The following is a 14,756-nucleotide window of genomic DNA, read 5'->3' on the forward strand; positions in this document are numbered from 1 at the left end:
CCGAGTGCAATCGTTCCGCTGGTGTTCTAGGGAAATATACTTCATTATTGCTTTGGGGCAACCGTGGAGTAGGGCATGAGTAAACTGGTGAAATCGGATCTTCAGGGGAAAGTCGTTGCGTGCCCCATTTGCAGGAATGATCAGCTGTTCATTGTTACGACAGCCCCCATGACTGCCGAGCAATGTGAGGTCTTTCTCGTCTGTAAATGTGGCTACGATCCAACCTTCGGGATGGAAGTCGTCCGGAACCGGATTTCGCTAACCGCAAGCGATGAAGAGAAAACTGTCGGCGCTGTTGAGTCGTGGAAACGAGGGATCGATTTCGACATCCCGCCCGATAGGTTTGAGGAATGGAAGCTCGTATCCGGATGTAAGCGACTCGCCGAGTTGCTCCCAAATAAGTCACCGTTTTGGATGGTGTGGCGGTCGGCCGTACTGGGGGCTCATGAAGCATACAAAGCTGTCTTCCCTGACATGACGGTGGGGACGATTGCGGGGAGATGGGAAAGTATCGCCTCGCGAGGCTTTTTAGACGTGGGGGTTGAAGCCGACGGCGCTCTTCTGGTGACGGAGGCTGACGAACCAATGTCCGACGCGGAAATTGAGGATTGGGCCAGAGAGATGGTCAAAATGTTTAAGGACGACACGACGTTTTGGCCAATGTGGCGCAATGCTCTTCTAGCCGAATACCCGGCGTACAAAAGAGCCAACCAGCTAAGCAAGCTTCATACTTTAGCTCAGCAATGGACCTTTCTTGCGCGGGCTGGAATTCTGGAAGTTGAATTCGGCGTAGACCGCGCGATCCGCGTCCATGAATACCAAAAGTCCCACCTTCCATGAGCGCACGCAGAAGCGGGCTACGAGGACGCAGCAAATGAATGATGGCCACAAGGTTATGGCGCGGATCGATGCGCTATTCAGTGGAGCAGTTGAGGATCCACAAATCCCAATTTCTGTTGCTCTAATTAATCAGCTAGCGGATCGAAAGGAAAAGGGGTTTGACTGGCTTTTGGCTGAGTCAAAGAAACTGGCAAAAGCCATCAGGCTTGAAATCGCCGTCGAGCTCGCGATTTTCACCTTCAAGGATGACAGTCAGCTGGTTCTGTTACAGACAGGCGAATGCTACGCCGTGGCATCGAGCTCTGAGTTTTGCAACGAGAAGATCGTTGCCTGGCTGCGCTCGCTCGGGATTGCTATCAAGTCGGAAGCTCAAACTACCGCTGAATGAAACCGTCGGGCCCGCAGCGCTCGCAGGCCCGCTTCGGTTATGGTTTCGCTGAGATGCTTAATGCATTGGGGTTAGGAAACAGGGAATCATTCACCGTGAGTAACGTGCCGCCGTCTTCCCATTGCTGAATGCTGAGCAGTGTTGAATACCCCGTTTCATTTGGAAGTTTTTCTACGTGGTGTATGGGAAGCGAGTCGCCGCCTTCAAATTGCAAATGGAATAGCGGTGACCCTTTCACGAGAGCCTGCTTGCCGTCGACTTTGCCAAGCGTTCGCTCGATCTCTCCGAGCTTGTCCTTCGCCGAATCACTTAGCCCGCTGTTCGCCAGATGGCCCAGGAACAGCAGCGAATTGAGCATCCAATATTCCTGCGACATGGAGCTCGCCCACTCATGGTTGTATGGGCTGCGTACCGCATGCTTATACGATTCTAGGTGGCCGCCGGCGACATCAACGATAGTCTGTTCCAGTTGCGGGAGGATGGGGTGTGTCTTCTGATTGACGGTTTCAACCGGCTCGTTCAGTAGCGCTAGTTCATTGCCTTCGCAATCCTCCAATCTCATGAAAATTTTGGTGTTAGAAGACGCCAATGAAATAGTTCGACCGAGCAGAAGATCCAGAAAACGCTGGCCTTCATCGCCATGAATCTCCACATATGCTTTTTCGATTGCCTGGGGTACAACGATTTCGAGGCCTATCGTTCGTGCATGCTGGAGGCAGGTCACAACCGGTTCAATCGCTTTTAGGGCTGCGACGGCCGCTTGAATTTCGGCAGGTATTTTGTAGTGGTCAGGCATATGAGTGCTCCAGGTTTGCCGTTAGTTTTTGGGCCGTGGTTTTCGGTGCAAATCTGCGAGCGAATGCAATTTGCTGATCATGGTTGGAGGGCTTCGATTTCTATATTGAGGGCTTTTGCAAGCTTCATAACTGCGCCTAAGCGCGGTGTCGACCGTCCAGTCTCGTACCGCGTCAATTGCGGAAGACTGACGCCACTGAGATTGGCCAGCTCAAGCTGAGTAAGTTGCACCTTGGAGCGCCAATACAGAAGGCGTTCGCCGAACGTGTTACCGCCATTGACTACGTCACTAACTGGTACGGTTAATCTTAAATGATGAGGAATCAATCGTTGCAAATGCGCATAGTTCTTACGCGCAAGCTCAAGCTCATGCAGTGTTTCAGACACTTCGCTCATTTTCGCGCTTTGTATCTTCCGGACAGCAGCATCGAGACGGTTCCAAGCTGAGGTAAGTGCTTCAATCGAAAAGGTCAATTTGGATTCCCTGGAGCCAGTTGTTTACGTTAGCTGGGGTGGGCTGGTCTTACCGAATTTTGGCTACGTAGAAAATCATCCTTCGACCGACCGCACGAACCAAATTGGCAACCATGTTCGTGGCAAGCGGTACTATCGCACACAGCGCGATAACCGGTTCCGCCGCAAAGCTCGCAGGCGCTGCCAGAGTGCGCGGGGCAGGGGTAAACTTCGCCTGGATTTCCGTGGGGCTGTTGAGCAAGGTGCCCTGCACCTGCATCCGGCACAATGCTTGTGCAATATCGCTTGTGACTTTCCGAAATTGAGTTTTCCATGATCTCTTTCCTAAGTTGCGCCGCTATCGAGGTAGGCCCTGTGCGTTTCAATCGTCACAGTCCCAGCGTGGTCGTCGTTGGATCTATTCAGCACAGCTTCACAGCTCGACATGGCGCGGCACTCGGCTTTGAACGCGCTGTCAGCCACAGTCGCGAAGAGATTGCCGTCAATGCCAACCAAAGCAAGCCCTGATTGCTTGCAAAGCTTAAACGCGCCCTCAAGTTGCTTTATGGCGTCGAGCTGGATCTTCTTCATTGGCGCATTTTCCTACGCATCTATCTTGGTTTTTGGAAAGGGTCGCTCTGATCGAATCTTCCGGATAATAGATTCAAGATCGCGCGCCTCCTTCATCAGGCGAATGCGAGATCGCCGCGCATTGCCATACTCCAAAGACAATCCTTTCTTCAGGCAATCAACAACCACCTTGTTTGATTCCCGAGCCTTACCAACGAGCCGACTCTTCCTCCAGGTCAACACTTCAATATCCGCGTCGTCATTGGGTTCCCGACTTCCAAGCCATCCGATCTTGACCACGTAGCCCAAAAGGAGCACAACAAAAATGGCTGAACCAGCAATAAAATCTGATTGAGTAATAATCATCCCGAAGCCTTCGGTAAGTTTTTCTTGGACTTCGATGGTTTAGCTTTCGCCACGGGTAAGGCCGTTTTCATCGATTTTCGTGTGTCCTGCTCCCCCCTCGAACCCAGGGCCGAGGTAAGCAACGATGAAGCCAGGTTCATCCTTTGTGCGCAGATCACCAATTCCACTTCCAAAAATCGACAGCCCCAAAGCGTTGGCATCTGCCGCGCATTTGGCGAGGCGGCGGGCGAGCTTTTCGACCTTTTCTGGATCAACTTGTACGTGCTTACACTCTGCTGTATTGATTTTTATGGTCATCGACTCTTTTCCTGCTTGGCTACGCGGGCCGCGATTTCGATTACGGCGAAGTACGCGAACACGACTGTCAGCACTATTCCTGTGCTATGAAAGACACCGGGATAAGCAGCGTACAGTTCTTGAAATTTGACCGATACGGCGAATATGTCGATTGGCATAATTGGTAATCTTTTTCCTCCGAGATTCGATAGCTGCATTGATTGGCAAGTATTCCGTACTGCGTTCACCTGTGGCCTGCAAAACGACCCCTAGAGCTGCCAACGCAGCTGCAACCTCGGCGTTTGTGCCGGTGACGGCGAACTAGTCCTTTAAAAAAGAAGCCGATACACCCAAAAGTTCTGCTGCCTGCTTCTGGGTAGTTGCAGCGAAAATGGTTCGGAGTTGCTTGCCTTGTACCTGCTTCAATCCGCCAAACAGTTTCTACGTTCTCGCCACCGGCTTTTAGAGAGTTGGGGCTAAGGTACAGCAGTCGATCTTTCCTAACTCGCTCTCGGCGACGAAAACAACAGGGATTTCCATAAGGCAGAAATATTGCCGGAGGCTTCACGGGGCTCGCCCCATTTCACCCCATCAGGCAGCCAACCTTGGTCTGTAAGCGCTGGCTTGTTTTCAAAGAAAATCCAATAGCCAAGCGGATCGAGTGCACACCAATTTGCCCAAAATGGCCAAGTTTCCAAAGCTGGTGGTGTTACGCTACGACTGGAATTTTTTCGTTGCCTTTTGAAAACAGCCATAGCGATCTTTCCTATAAGTCATCATCGTTGATTTGTCGCCCTGGCTGGCACCGACCAGCAAGCCCGAGGGCACGCTAGTTCCCTTTAACGGTTCGGATCAAAAGCTTTGCCGCTGAGAACAAGGTAACCCCCTGAAATACCGATGATCAGGGTGGTCGCAATAGCGATTTTCTTGTACAGCTCCGGATCACTGCCTAGAAAATGCCATACCAGCCCCAAAATGATGGCCATCAGCATCGTTGAAATAACCCAGCGGCCAATCGGTACAGAAATTGCTTTATGGGCGATTGTTTTCAACTTCATAATCTTCTTCTCAACGGTGGGGAGTGCAGCGAATTCCTATTTGTTCACGCCGGCTTTTCAACCGTCATTTCGAGGTCATCACCTTCAGTGCCAGAAGGCGTTAGTGAGACAGCCACGCCGCCCTCAAGGACAAACTTGATAGTGCGATGGCCAGTGAACTCGACTGCGGCAATTCGCTTTCCTTTGAGGAAGTCACTTACCTCGTCCTGCGATGAAAATCGTCCGAAGGAAGAGTCCCAACCCTCAGGAAAGTTTGCGCTGGCCTTCTGTACATCAAGTGCTAGGAACTCAGGTTGTCCCGTTTTCTCAAGCTCGGTCATGCGGTGTTTTCCTTCTTAATCCGAATGGGACTGCACGATGTACGAAACAAGAGTGAATCGAACACCATGTTTCGCGGCCGTCCTGACCATTTGGTCAATAGTCTGGCTGCTCGGCAGATCCAACCCGGTTCGCTCTTTGACCTGCTGAGCAATCGACTGTCTCAACTCACGGGCTACAACGTCACCCGGCGAACCACTTTTACGAACTGCCATGATCGTCCCTATAAGAAAACGGTGTCAGTAAGGGTCTTGCTGCCATCTGCGTCGATGGTGGTGATCCGCATCCGTGCCCCTTCGCCGCCGCGAGTCTGGAACCCCTCAGGCGGATCGATCAGGAAGCCAAATGCGCGAGTTTCTTCGCTGCCGAGGGTATATCCACGAGTGAAATCCTCGTTCTCTGGCAGACGATCAGCAAAAAAAGGACGCACCAGCTCAACCTCGGAAGGGGTGAGCGGATAGAAAACGTTGTTTGCGTGCTGCATCAACCATCCGCCGTTCCCCGCATGACACAAGATGTAGTTGTCCGAACCGAACTGGCCCTGCTTCAAACGCACCTGGGCAACCCAACCGATTGAGCCGCGCTTCGAGCCCCCATGCGGGCCGGTCTTGACGAACATTCCTTGTTTGGGCGTGCGGCGTCCGGAAAAACCGCCTACGGTCTGCATCCAACGAGCTTCATGGTCGGCGTGGATCGCCTCATGGATCTGCGTGTGCAGCTCATCGAACTCGGCCTGGTTGGTTTCATCAAACGGCATGAGTTGTGCCTCCTTACGTGTCGATAGGATGATTGGCGCTCATCGTCGCCATTTGGAGTGAAGCGGTTTAGATGGTTTCAATAATGAAATATATTTCCCAGCCAGTAAAGAAATATATTTCGTTTGGCACTACTTCCAAGCGCTCAATCTTTGACATTGCGGTTCGCTGGTCTGGCCGCATCTGAAGCCCAGTCTTTCAGATTGCCTGGGACGATAAGCTGATGGCGGGCTCTCGTTCCGGCGGTGTAAAGTGCCGCAAAGGCGCTGCCGGTCGCGATTCGATCACCCGGCCGAACGTCCCCAAGCAGATCCGGAGCGAGCATGACGGTATCGATCTCCATGTTCTTTGCATCCACAACTCGCCCGAGCTTGATTGGGGCGCATCCCGAGGTATCAAGCGTCAGCAGTGATGCTTCGAAGTCAATGGCGCTGTAGCCTTTCCTGAGCATCCGATCTACGCGATGGAAACTCGTGTTACCGGGATCCATATCGGCATGCAGGTCATCCCAGTTTGAGTAGCGGAAGAGGGCGCTGTGGGTCGGCCGGGTTTGACTGTGGAATAACTCAATGCAGTCGAGGATGAAGCGACGAAACGTGGAGACCGCGCCAGGCAAAAGGCTGAAACTTACGCCAGCTTTGCCAAGTCGCTGAAACCACTCGAACAGACCCCATTCGGAGCTAACCAGAATGGTGGTTGGCGAAGTCGGGATCTCAGCTCTGTCGTAGAACTCGACCTTCGTGTCCTTGTCACTGTTACCTTCAATGAAACCCAGTTGGAACAGGGGGTTTTTGTCGATCAGAGAATTGATCACGCCTTCGATCTGCCGCCCGGCCCTTATCGAGTGAGTAATTTCACGGTGGCGAATGTTCCCCGCCCGCGTGCTGACATTGCCATCAAGCCGCTGGCAGGCGTCCCCCAAGGAGATAACCGGCTGGGGGCATCGATCAAGGAAAGATGCCATCGGCCAAGTTAGATCATGCGCTTCATCAACAATGATGTGAGTGAACTCGTGCCCGATAAACGCATCCGGAAGGAGCGACATTTGCTTGATGCAGTGGTAACCGCGCAGGGGCAAATCGAACCGTGCATCCGTCGGATCAATTGTTTGAGTCCACAACTCGTGCGCGTACTGAGCCAGCACCGCCTGTTCAACAGTGTCGAGGGTAAACCCAAGCTTAGGGATGTGCCCCTCATGGATGGCGGAGTCACTGCTGTGGCAGAACCGGATGACCATTTTCGCGCAGGCCGAAGCCACTTGGCTGGGGTTGAGTCTGCCAACGGCCATCAAACCCAGGCGCAAGGCTACTTCTTCAGGCGTAACTTGATGGCGCGGCATAGAGCGCCTGCCGGGATGTCGATAGGGCTTTGATCGGTCGCGCCTGAGAACGTGATTGGCGAATCCACCGAACGTCATACCGGTAACACGGTCAACTCCCACCCGCAGCATGAGCGAGTCGAGCTGCACTCGCGTGAATGCCAGCAGCAATGGGTGGCAGTTAGTGAGGGTGTTGATCATCCGCTCGATCAGGTGGGTTTTGCCAGTGCCCGCGAGAGCTTGGATGTGAATGCTTTCGTCGTGTTCAGCTTGGAGTACTCGAAAGGTTCGCGCCTGTTGGCTGGATAGCGTGAATCGATCCCCCGTAACAGTTTGAAATTCTTCCTTGGCCGGGTTCAAGTGGTCGCTATGACGCTGGCAGAACCTCAAGTCCCAATAGTTGCCAACCAGGTAAGCACGTCCAGCAAGTGTTTCCTCATCCATAAAGCGTAGTTTGAGCTTGCTCATGAGCGCCCGCCCGCCGATGAAGGCCTCGCGGTTGAAGCGCTGAATGATCAAGTCTGTAAATGTGCCAGGCGTATGGGTGTCTCTGAGGTCAGCGCCGGCCTCAATCAGATCTGCAACACCCTTTTCGATAAGCATGCTGCTCTTCGGTTTTCCCGCCAGCGATTTGAGGTTTTGTACGACTGCCACTGCTGCCAACTCATGCGTATCCCACCGACCCAGCGTCTCGTGTATAGAGACGGTCGGGTCAGCAAGTAGATCAGCTTGCGCCTCAGACATCGGTAGATAGAGGACGTATTCGGCCATGTTGGGTATGGAGCTGCCTGTGTCAGTGTTTTCTTAATGCATCATTACCTTGGGAGCGCCTGCTTAAAGAGGTCAGCCGAGGTCTGAATAACTCAGCAGAATAGGGACAAACTCTGCTGCGCGGGCTTTGATGTGTGCGTGTACCAAAGCACCACCCTCACTTTCGCCGGGGTTGACCTCGATACACGCGCCGCCATTCGCACGAGTCTTCTGTAGGGGACGTTTGATGTACGGAAAGGACAAGGTCGTACCTATGGCCACAACAACATCGAACTGCCCTGTTGAAATCTTGGATTGCATTGTGTCCTGTGTGGCTTCAGGAATCATCTCGCCGTAGAGGACAACCGACGGGCGAATCTGTCCATTGCAGATTGCGCAGGGGAGCGGGTAGGCCGCGTCGCCTAGGTTTACAGGCCACTTGCATATTGCCCCGCAAGACATGCATGAAACCTCGCGAACGTTGCCGTGAACCTCTAACACCCGTTCTGGTGGGCTTCCAGCCCTGAGGTGCAGGCCGTCGATGTTCTGTGTCATCAGCCAGCAGTTGGGGTTCTTCCGTTGGTACTCGGCGATAGCCAGGTGAGCGGAGTTAGGAAGCGCAGTGCGACTTGCTCGCTCAATCGAGCTGAGATGCCTCCAAACGGCGTCTGGGCTCCGATGCAGCATGATTGCAGATAATGGACTGCTTTCAGGAGATGAACCTGTGTAGAGGCCGCCAGCGCCTCGGTAAGTGGGAAGGCCTGAGTCAGCAGAAATACCAGCCCCGGTGATGATCAGAACTGACTTCGCTCGTTTGATTGCAGCGATGGCAAAATCGAACTGGACTTCTTCGGCGATGGTTTCAGGTATTTCGAGCGGAACCCTAGAAGGGTAGTCGGCTTGTCCTTCAGGGGGGACGTCCTCGCGTCGCGTGTCCTTTGTCCGAGTCCGCCGAGCTCTTATAACCCAGCTGACTCCAAGGAGAACGGCGAGAACCACAATCAGCAAAGCAATTTCACTGAAAAAGGACGATGAAGCCGCTTGGGCGTACACCGCATCTTGTTGATCTGGGATTTTTTCGATCATCGCCAATTCTTCGCTATTCAATGGGGCCGCATATTTGCCACGGCCGCACGGTGGTTCAAAAAAGCTGAGTCAGGAGGGCGACCACGTCGGTTGCGCCGGAGTGGAGGTGAAGTGACCTTTGCCTGATCAATAGGCAGCGTCGAGTGTATCGCCCTCAGACCACAGTCTTTGAAAGTTTTGGGTGTAGGTCGCGGCTAGGTCAGGAACACCGCGAAGAAGCAGGGCGTTCTCGGCGTTGCTCTTGACTGCCGCCTGGGTGTAATTGAACGACCCCGTTTGGACGTGCAGCCCATCGATGACCATGTACTTGTCGTGCATGATCGCGTACTTGCCATTCAGACGAACCGGAACCCCCTTGTTCGCAAGGAATGTGACCGCTGAGTATTTGGCGCTGTTGCCTTTCTTGTCGGCCAAGACACGCACGGTAACTCCACGGTTCTGAGCATCAACGAGGGCAGCTGCAATTGGCTTGCTGGTAAACGAGTACGCAGCGACCAGAATTTCGCTCTGTGCGTTCGAAATTCCGTCCAGCACGATGTTGACCGCGCTTTGACCGCCGTTCGCTGGTGAGAACCCGACCTCCATTTCTGGCTTGGCGAGTGCGACGGTATTCAGGCAGAGGCAAAGAAAGCCGGTGGCGAGCAAGTTAGGCAGGCGCATAGAGAGTCTCGTTTGATTAAGGGTTCGAACAGAATCGATTTTCAGGATATTATCTGTGCGCGCAATTATAATCAAACTAAAATTATCCCATGGGATAATATAGGCATTTAGGATGCTTAAATGATGAAGCCCAAGGCTGGCCAGAGCGCCTCCATTCGATACGAAGTTCAGACCGCACTGAGTCGAGACGCTGTCTGGATACATGCCTCGGACGGATCCACAGTAGGCCGGTTCGGGAAGATGGGTGTTGATCTCCATAACACGGTGACGGAGCAGATGCTTGGTATGCCCCAGTGCCGCCTGTGCACTCATGGAAAGCCGAGTAGAAGTGAGTGGGCTATGTTCAGGGAAAAGGCATTGGAATGGTGGGGGGGTAGTGATTCCCTGCGATGCGTTCGACGAAAACCTTTTAGGTGAAAGCACAAGCGTCTGAAGCATCTGCTATATATCCAGATCGTTCTGGTGCCCCGGCGGCGTGGGGCGTCGAACCGAGCATCAAATGTTCCGCGAGAGATCTGGCATCAACACTGCGCTGGTGTTGTGTCTGCGATATGCAAAGAACGCTAATCTGCCATTCCGATATGGTTCCACCGGGGCGTTGTGTTCACAGCGATTTTGCAATCAGCTCATTCAGAATCGCCTTTGATTTGTAGGTGCTCTGTTCCCCAATGAATGACCGCCAAAGCACTGAAGTTGTGTCTTCTTTTGGATCGCCGAAATCCGGCGCTGGGTAAACCTGAATACCACCGGGGCGCTCGCTAGTGATGATCATTAGAAGGTCGGAAACATCTTTGCGTGAGAGATATCCCTTGTCGTTATGGGAGCGAACCAACGCCTGACTGCCTGGTGAGAGTGTCGGGTATTCCTTTGCGATAATGGCGTACCCCCCGGCGGTGGTTTCTTGGGCCATAACCCATTCTGTGGACTTTGGGGAGATGGAGTAGTAGATCAGGCCAAGGGCGATTGCCCAGCCAAGCAACTTCCCTGTTTTTTTAGCAAGTTTGGACGTGGGCATGGCAACTCTTAGGCAAGGTTAATGTGTGGCTTGGGATGTGGATGCACCTTCGAGCAGCGCGAGGCACCGTAAGGCGAGCTTTTCAGAGTAGTCAGCGCCAGTGCACGTCCTTTCAAGCAGGAGGAGCTCTTGAAGTGTGACCGGGTGGTTGTTCGAACCATTGATCTGCGTGAGTAGAGCCTCACACATGCTCACAATATAAATCGGGGCAGAAAAGGTGGAGTGTTGAGAGTGGCTTTGCGGATTGCTTCGGCGGGCATTCAACCCGTTGGCGATGACACGTTGAATCTGCTCTCGCTGAGTGGTCATCACTCTGCCTCCAGAAGCTTTTCCACGGAATCCAGCGACGCGGTGCGAGCTTCGGTTAGCTGCTCTCGCACCAACTGAACCGCTGGAGTCGACGACACAGGGAACCCGCATACTGTCAGAGCTGCATCATCGAACGCGGCGCGCTCTTCCCAGGTCAGCAGCCCCAAAGATTCCAGTTCGTGGACTCGGCCTTTAAAGATGCCCAGCTGATATTTCTTTGTAACCCCGTTCCGGGACTCAAGCTTGGCGAGGGCCGCCTTGAGTTCGCTGATTTTTTGTTGCTTCGCTTCATCACTGAATGCCGGGTAGGTCATGAACGTTCTCTTGGTAGTGAAATGCAGAGTAATAAAGGCGGCGGAGGTTACGGGCAATAAACCGTTCAGTCTTCTTCGCTTGCCAAGTGAAGAGATGCGGTATGAATCTCAACGAGTGACGGCCTGCGCGTGCATAGGCTATCAAAGTCAGCGCGCTTTGCAGGTTTCGGGAGGTAATCGGCACACCAACCGTTTCGTCCCCAGCGCAAAGCTAAAGGTGCTTTGGCCAGTCGCCGGAGGATGGCCCGCTCACCATCGGACAGGTCGTCCGAATTTTCCTGATTTGTCATTAGAACTCCTTCAACTCGGTTCATGATCGAAAATGCGACCGTGGCACGACTTCCATATTGCAGAAGTCTCACCGTCCGGGATCGTGGCATAGAGGACGTTTGAAAATGCATCCGCAGATAACTCACCTGTAGCCAAAGCCTTCATTTCTACCCAGACGTGCTCAGCGGCGGCGGTTACTCGATAAATTCGATATCGCTGGATTGAACTCCGCTAATGATCGCCTTGACCCCACAGCAGCCACAAGGGTCGATTGTCAGAGACGAACCTTTCGGGCCCTGATAGTTGATAATGGCGAGCGCCCCCGCAGGAATGATTCCCCACCCATTCTCCAGCTCGTTGAGTGTACGTACGCGTTTTCCTTTGTAGTCACGTTTCAACTTGGGGTGCGGGACTACTGTGAGCTCTGTCGCTGCCATGGGTCTTAACCTGGTCATTTCGGAGGCTTGAATACTGAAGTATATTTCTTTTTCTGTAAAGCAATATACTTCCCGAGGAGGGCTGCTCCTATGCGCTATGTGTTTCGTCCTTCCCCCAAGGCAAAATTCTGGCGCTGAATTTTCGATGATCGCATCAGCAAGGCAGTTGATGATGTGTTAGAAAAGCGCACAACACACCATAAAGCGCCGTCAGCGCTAAAACGCATTCAAGGCATTACGCATGAAGTCGATTTCCAACCCCATAGCACAGCAAGCATATGCAAGGGCGCTTCGTGCTTCCCGAACAGCACCAACGCCCAGGAAGAAAACGCTCAGTACCACTGCCGATAAGTTTGTTATCCGTGGATTCGTAGAGCTGTTTCACGAAATGGCTGCGATAGGGATTTACCAAGGTCGCAGCGCAAACTCAGAAACAGTCGCGGCCATTCTGGAAGCCATTGACGGCTATACCCGGTCAGATGGTTTAACCAAGATACTCAAGCGCAATCTTGGTGATGAGCTTGCTCAGAACGTGCTCGATGAGGTGCCGACATTTGATCTTGGTCTCTGCGAGACACGGAAAAAATTCGTGGTTCGCTTCCCAGATGAAATTCGCGACAGGGTACGCGATGACTTGAAAGAACTGGCCAAGAAGAAGGTTGGCAGTCGTCAGCTATCCATGAACACCTGGCTTTTAAACGCATTAGTCCAGTGGATCAAAATTCAGCGCCAGCAATACGCGCTGCTGAGTGCATGCATAGCTTTCGAACAAAGTTTGCTGAGTAACGATGCCAGGCCCAAGGCTGCTGATCGCTCTGCAATGACGCCGGGTAGAGACAGCCATGAAAAGAGCGATCCAGCAGTTCAAACACGGATCGGCCAATGACAGCTGCTGGTGCCTGATACGAACGCAGCTGATAGTGCTGGAACCAAGGCACGAAAAAACCCCGCGCTGTGCGGGCTAGAAACGTCTACGGGAGAGGGTGAAGTCCACACCGTGCAAGCAATGCGTTAATGCGGGTTTGAAGATTAGGGTCAAAAGGAGCTTGGCTCATTAACCCTTGTATGTTCTCAAGTACAATCTCAACTGCATCATTTCCGTACGCATCAACGAGACGCTCTAGCCCGCTGACCTTGTCAACCGGATCCATCTTTTCAGGGGTCATGTCAATCATTAGTGAGGATAGATGGCTACTTTCGTCGTCGATGTCCAGCACCTTGATCGGCACGATATCAATGTTCAGTGACTTCGCGCCTAGCCATCGAACCTCACCGTTTACGATCTCGAAACCATCTCGCACCGGCCGCACATCAATTGGGTCGAGTATCCCGTTCGCTTCTATGCTCCGAGCCATTGCATTAATTTGTTTTTCTGAAGGGATCTGTGCCTTGAGAGGATTTCTTCTCAGCTTGGAGATATGTGTAGCTGTAGGGTGATTGTTTTTAGTCATACGATGCTCTCTGGATCATCAAATCCCCGCCACGGTCGATGCAGGCATGTGCTAGCAGGGTTCACTAGCTCAATGTGGACGTGGGCTCGACTGCATGCGTCTCAGGTTGAAACTGCGCTGTGTAATTCACCACTCGGGAGATTCGCTGGCCTGTTGGGCTGCTCGTGTCGGTGCATTCGCGATAGGTTTGTTCACTATTTGCGATAGCACGTAGCAGCTCGGCAGCTTCATCCAAATACTGCTCAGTTTCATTGGTATGTTCATTCAGACGGTGGTAAGCCCTGTGGGAGTCACTGAGTTCAGTCTGAAGCTTATGGCAGGTCTCGCGATTGAACACTTCAGTCACTGTCCAGCCAGACGCTCGATACTTTTCAGCTTCCTGCAAATCGCGTGTGAAACCCTCAACGGGCTCCAGGTTGTGTGGGCTGTTCACAACCCAGCCGAATGGTGAATCGCTTGGGAGTTGCTTTGCTTCTTGCCCTTGGGTGGGGTCAACTCGCATGACTCAATACCTTCTAAATTAGCTTTTCTGTGATGAGTAAGACGCGCGGCCGAGTGGTAAGCATCGCCTAGAAGTGCAGGCAAGTTGGAAACTCCGTCAGCCTGAATTTGTACGCGATAATTGGGCCACGATTCAGGCCCGGCCACCGGCTTTTCGAAATTGCATCCGGTACGGCACGAGTCCGCAAAAACGCTGACACGTCCTTCGCCAAGAGCGCAGGCAAATACTCCGGCAGGCCTTGATCTGTCCCGTCAATGAGCAGGTAGGCGCGCTGATCTTCGAGGCGAACCGCAACGCCCGCGTGGCGTATCCCCGCGAGAGTTGGAATGCAGGCGATTTTGTAATCGGCTCCCGAAGCCCCCAGCCCTTTCACTAGCGCATGCCGGTATTCTTCAAGCAGCATGCTGAAATGGGCTAGCTCTGGATCGCTTTTTCCCTTGCCACCGCCTCGACCGAATCCTTCACTGTGTCGCGGTGCTTGAAAAACCTGAACGCCAATATGATCTATCAACGCGCGCTGCGGACTTCTGTCGTCTCCGAGTCCATGAGTTTGTATTGATCTTTTGACTGCTACACGTTGCTCCGTCGTCCAGGTATTAACGGGACGGTTTTGGCATTGCATCACCAACACAGCATCAAGCTTGGCCAAAAGGACTAACAGCTCACGCTCTGATTGATTGAGGAAAACGGCCTTAAGCCGGCAAAGGCCCGATGCCTCAATTGTGCTGTGTCCGTCACAACCAAATGGAGGAAGGCTGATCCTCACTCTACCTTCTAGCCACGACGCCTTGAGGCTTCCGTAAAACATGGTTCATTCCCTAAGTC

Annotated in this window: 20 protein-coding genes; 3 read left to right on the plus strand and 17 right to left on the minus strand. The window is 52.9% G+C overall.

Going from position 1 to position 14,756, the window contains the following annotated elements:
• Positions 1–75: 75 nt before the first annotated feature.
• Both ACIQY3_RS11255 and ACIQY3_RS11260 read left to right on the plus strand, forming a co-directional pair.
• Entirely contained in the window at positions 76–840 is a 765-nt protein-coding gene (locus tag ACIQY3_RS11255) for a hypothetical protein (protein ID WP_403019350.1), read from the plus strand.
• 34 nt (positions 841–874) lie between these two features.
• Positions 875–1,228 carry a hypothetical protein gene (locus ACIQY3_RS11260; RefSeq protein ID WP_403019352.1) on the plus strand — a complete coding sequence of 118 codons (354 nt, stop codon included), beginning with the start codon at positions 875–877 and terminating at the stop codon, positions 1,226–1,228.
• Positions 1,229–1,265: 37 nt separating this feature from the next.
• Here the strand turns inward: ACIQY3_RS11260 and ACIQY3_RS11265 are convergent, their stop codons facing one another.
• The 14 genes from ACIQY3_RS11265 to ACIQY3_RS11330 form a co-directional block, all read right to left on the minus strand.
• A complete protein-coding gene (locus tag ACIQY3_RS11265) occupies positions 1,266–2,024 on the minus strand; it encodes a hypothetical protein (RefSeq protein ID WP_403019353.1) in 759 nt (252 codons plus the stop codon).
• A gap of 77 nt (positions 2,025–2,101) precedes the next feature.
• Positions 2,102–2,497: a helix-turn-helix domain-containing protein gene (locus tag ACIQY3_RS11270; protein WP_403019355.1), complete on the minus strand. Its 396-nt coding sequence runs from the start codon at positions 2,495–2,497 to the stop codon at positions 2,102–2,104.
• A 324-nt stretch (positions 2,498–2,821) separates the two neighbouring features.
• The gene (locus ACIQY3_RS11275; protein WP_403019356.1) at positions 2,822–3,067 is read right to left on the minus strand and encodes a hypothetical protein; all 246 of its coding nucleotides are present in this window, start codon (positions 3,065–3,067) and stop codon (positions 2,822–2,824) included.
• Positions 3,068–3,079: 12 nt separating this feature from the next.
• Entirely contained in the window at positions 3,080–3,412 is a 333-nt protein-coding gene (locus tag ACIQY3_RS11280; protein ID WP_403019357.1) for a hypothetical protein, read from the minus strand.
• Positions 3,413–3,451: 39 nt separating this feature from the next.
• Positions 3,452–3,709 carry a hypothetical protein gene (locus ACIQY3_RS11285; protein ID WP_403019358.1) on the minus strand — a complete coding sequence of 86 codons (258 nt, stop codon included), beginning with the start codon at positions 3,707–3,709 and terminating at the stop codon, positions 3,452–3,454.
• A gap of 479 nt (positions 3,710–4,188) precedes the next feature.
• Complete coding sequence (locus tag ACIQY3_RS11290) at positions 4,189–4,443, minus strand: hypothetical protein (protein ID WP_403019359.1); 255 nt, start codon at positions 4,441–4,443, stop codon at positions 4,189–4,191.
• An 84-nt stretch (positions 4,444–4,527) separates the two neighbouring features.
• Positions 4,528–4,746: a hypothetical protein gene (locus tag ACIQY3_RS11295; RefSeq protein ID WP_403019361.1), complete on the minus strand. Its 219-nt coding sequence runs from the start codon at positions 4,744–4,746 to the stop codon at positions 4,528–4,530.
• 44 nt (positions 4,747–4,790) lie between these two features.
• The gene (locus ACIQY3_RS11300; RefSeq protein ID WP_403019362.1) at positions 4,791–5,066 is read right to left on the minus strand and encodes a hypothetical protein; all 276 of its coding nucleotides are present in this window, start codon (positions 5,064–5,066) and stop codon (positions 4,791–4,793) included.
• Positions 5,067–5,287: 221 nt separating this feature from the next.
• Positions 5,288–5,821: a hypothetical protein gene (locus ACIQY3_RS11305; RefSeq protein ID WP_403019363.1), complete on the minus strand. Its 534-nt coding sequence runs from the start codon at positions 5,819–5,821 to the stop codon at positions 5,288–5,290.
• A 143-nt stretch (positions 5,822–5,964) separates the two neighbouring features.
• Positions 5,965–7,908 carry a helicase gene (locus ACIQY3_RS11310; RefSeq protein WP_403019364.1) on the minus strand — a complete coding sequence of 648 codons (1,944 nt, stop codon included), beginning with the start codon at positions 7,906–7,908 and terminating at the stop codon, positions 5,965–5,967.
• 72 nt (positions 7,909–7,980) lie between these two features.
• Positions 7,981–8,973, minus strand: a complete 993-nt coding sequence (locus ACIQY3_RS11315) for an SIR2 family NAD-dependent protein deacylase (RefSeq protein WP_403019365.1) — start codon at positions 8,971–8,973, stop codon at positions 7,981–7,983.
• 126 nt (positions 8,974–9,099) lie between these two features.
• Positions 9,100–9,633: a phospholipase D family protein gene (locus ACIQY3_RS11320; protein ID WP_403019366.1), complete on the minus strand. Its 534-nt coding sequence runs from the start codon at positions 9,631–9,633 to the stop codon at positions 9,100–9,102.
• 604 nt (positions 9,634–10,237) lie between these two features.
• The gene (locus tag ACIQY3_RS11325) at positions 10,238–10,648 is read right to left on the minus strand and encodes a hypothetical protein (RefSeq protein ID WP_403019367.1); all 411 of its coding nucleotides are present in this window, start codon (positions 10,646–10,648) and stop codon (positions 10,238–10,240) included.
• Between the two features lie 308 nt (positions 10,649–10,956).
• Positions 10,957–11,271: a hypothetical protein gene (locus ACIQY3_RS11330; protein WP_403019369.1), complete on the minus strand. Its 315-nt coding sequence runs from the start codon at positions 11,269–11,271 to the stop codon at positions 10,957–10,959.
• A gap of 948 nt (positions 11,272–12,219) precedes the next feature.
• Here ACIQY3_RS11330 and ACIQY3_RS11335 point away from each other — a divergent pair.
• Positions 12,220–12,864, plus strand: a complete 645-nt coding sequence (locus tag ACIQY3_RS11335; RefSeq protein WP_403019370.1) for a DNA-binding protein — start codon at positions 12,220–12,222, stop codon at positions 12,862–12,864.
• A gap of 85 nt (positions 12,865–12,949) precedes the next feature.
• On the opposite strand, the gene ACIQY3_RS11340 is transcribed toward ACIQY3_RS11335, so the two are convergent.
• From ACIQY3_RS11340 to ACIQY3_RS11350, 3 genes are all read right to left on the minus strand, one after another.
• On the minus strand, positions 12,950–13,429 hold the full coding sequence (locus tag ACIQY3_RS11340; protein ID WP_403019372.1) for a ParB/RepB/Spo0J family partition protein: 480 nt from the start codon (positions 13,427–13,429) through the stop codon (positions 12,950–12,952).
• 64 nt (positions 13,430–13,493) lie between these two features.
• Positions 13,494–13,931: a hypothetical protein gene (locus ACIQY3_RS11345; RefSeq protein ID WP_403019374.1), complete on the minus strand. Its 438-nt coding sequence runs from the start codon at positions 13,929–13,931 to the stop codon at positions 13,494–13,496.
• 67 nt (positions 13,932–13,998) lie between these two features.
• Complete coding sequence (locus ACIQY3_RS11350) at positions 13,999–14,739, minus strand: hypothetical protein (protein WP_403019376.1); 741 nt, start codon at positions 14,737–14,739, stop codon at positions 13,999–14,001.
• Between the last annotated feature and the right edge of the window lie 17 nt (positions 14,740–14,756).

It is taken from the genome of Pseudomonas sp. NPDC096950 (genome assembly GCF_044762525.1).
Lineage (GTDB): Bacteria > Pseudomonadota > Gammaproteobacteria > Pseudomonadales > Pseudomonadaceae > Aquipseudomonas.

Excerpts from the sequence above, each read along its gene's own strand:
- ACIQY3_RS11255 (WP_403019350.1), top strand. The coding sequence starts at position 76 with ATGAGTAAACTGGTGAAATCGGATCTTCAGGGGAAAGTCGTTGCGTGC.
- ACIQY3_RS11260 (WP_403019352.1), top strand. The coding sequence starts at position 875 with ATGAATGATGGCCACAAGGTTATGGCGCGGATCGATGCGCTATTCAGT.
- ACIQY3_RS11265 (WP_403019353.1), bottom strand. The coding sequence starts at position 2,024 with ATGCCTGACCACTACAAAATACCTGCCGAAATTCAAGCGGCCGTCGCA.
- ACIQY3_RS11275 (WP_403019356.1), bottom strand. The coding sequence starts at position 3,067 with ATGAAGAAGATCCAGCTCGACGCCATAAAGCAACTTGAGGGCGCGTTT.
- ACIQY3_RS11280 (WP_403019357.1), bottom strand. The coding sequence starts at position 3,412 with ATGATTATTACTCAATCAGATTTTATTGCTGGTTCAGCCATTTTTGTT.
- ACIQY3_RS11285 (WP_403019358.1), bottom strand. The coding sequence starts at position 3,709 with ATGACCATAAAAATCAATACAGCAGAGTGTAAGCACGTACAAGTTGAT.
- ACIQY3_RS11290 (WP_403019359.1), bottom strand. The coding sequence starts at position 4,443 with ATGGCTGTTTTCAAAAGGCAACGAAAAAATTCCAGTCGTAGCGTAACA.
- ACIQY3_RS11295 (WP_403019361.1), bottom strand. The coding sequence starts at position 4,746 with ATGAAGTTGAAAACAATCGCCCATAAAGCAATTTCTGTACCGATTGGC.
- ACIQY3_RS11300 (WP_403019362.1), bottom strand. The coding sequence starts at position 5,066 with ATGACCGAGCTTGAGAAAACGGGACAACCTGAGTTCCTAGCACTTGAT.
- ACIQY3_RS11305 (WP_403019363.1), bottom strand. The coding sequence starts at position 5,821 with ATGCCGTTTGATGAAACCAACCAGGCCGAGTTCGATGAGCTGCACACG.
- ACIQY3_RS11310 (WP_403019364.1), bottom strand. The coding sequence starts at position 7,908 with ATGGCCGAATACGTCCTCTATCTACCGATGTCTGAGGCGCAAGCTGAT.
- ACIQY3_RS11315 (WP_403019365.1), bottom strand. The coding sequence starts at position 8,973 with ATGATCGAAAAAATCCCAGATCAACAAGATGCGGTGTACGCCCAAGCG.
- ACIQY3_RS11320 (WP_403019366.1), bottom strand. The coding sequence starts at position 9,633 with ATGCGCCTGCCTAACTTGCTCGCCACCGGCTTTCTTTGCCTCTGCCTG.
- ACIQY3_RS11325 (WP_403019367.1), bottom strand. The coding sequence starts at position 10,648 with ATGCCCACGTCCAAACTTGCTAAAAAAACAGGGAAGTTGCTTGGCTGG.
- ACIQY3_RS11330 (WP_403019369.1), bottom strand. The coding sequence starts at position 11,271 with ATGACCTACCCGGCATTCAGTGATGAAGCGAAGCAACAAAAAATCAGC.
- ACIQY3_RS11335 (WP_403019370.1), top strand. The coding sequence starts at position 12,220 with ATGAAGTCGATTTCCAACCCCATAGCACAGCAAGCATATGCAAGGGCG.
- ACIQY3_RS11340 (WP_403019372.1), bottom strand. The coding sequence starts at position 13,429 with ATGACTAAAAACAATCACCCTACAGCTACACATATCTCCAAGCTGAGA.
- ACIQY3_RS11345 (WP_403019374.1), bottom strand. The coding sequence starts at position 13,931 with ATGCGAGTTGACCCCACCCAAGGGCAAGAAGCAAAGCAACTCCCAAGC.
- ACIQY3_RS11350 (WP_403019376.1), bottom strand. The coding sequence starts at position 14,739 with ATGTTTTACGGAAGCCTCAAGGCGTCGTGGCTAGAAGGTAGAGTGAGG.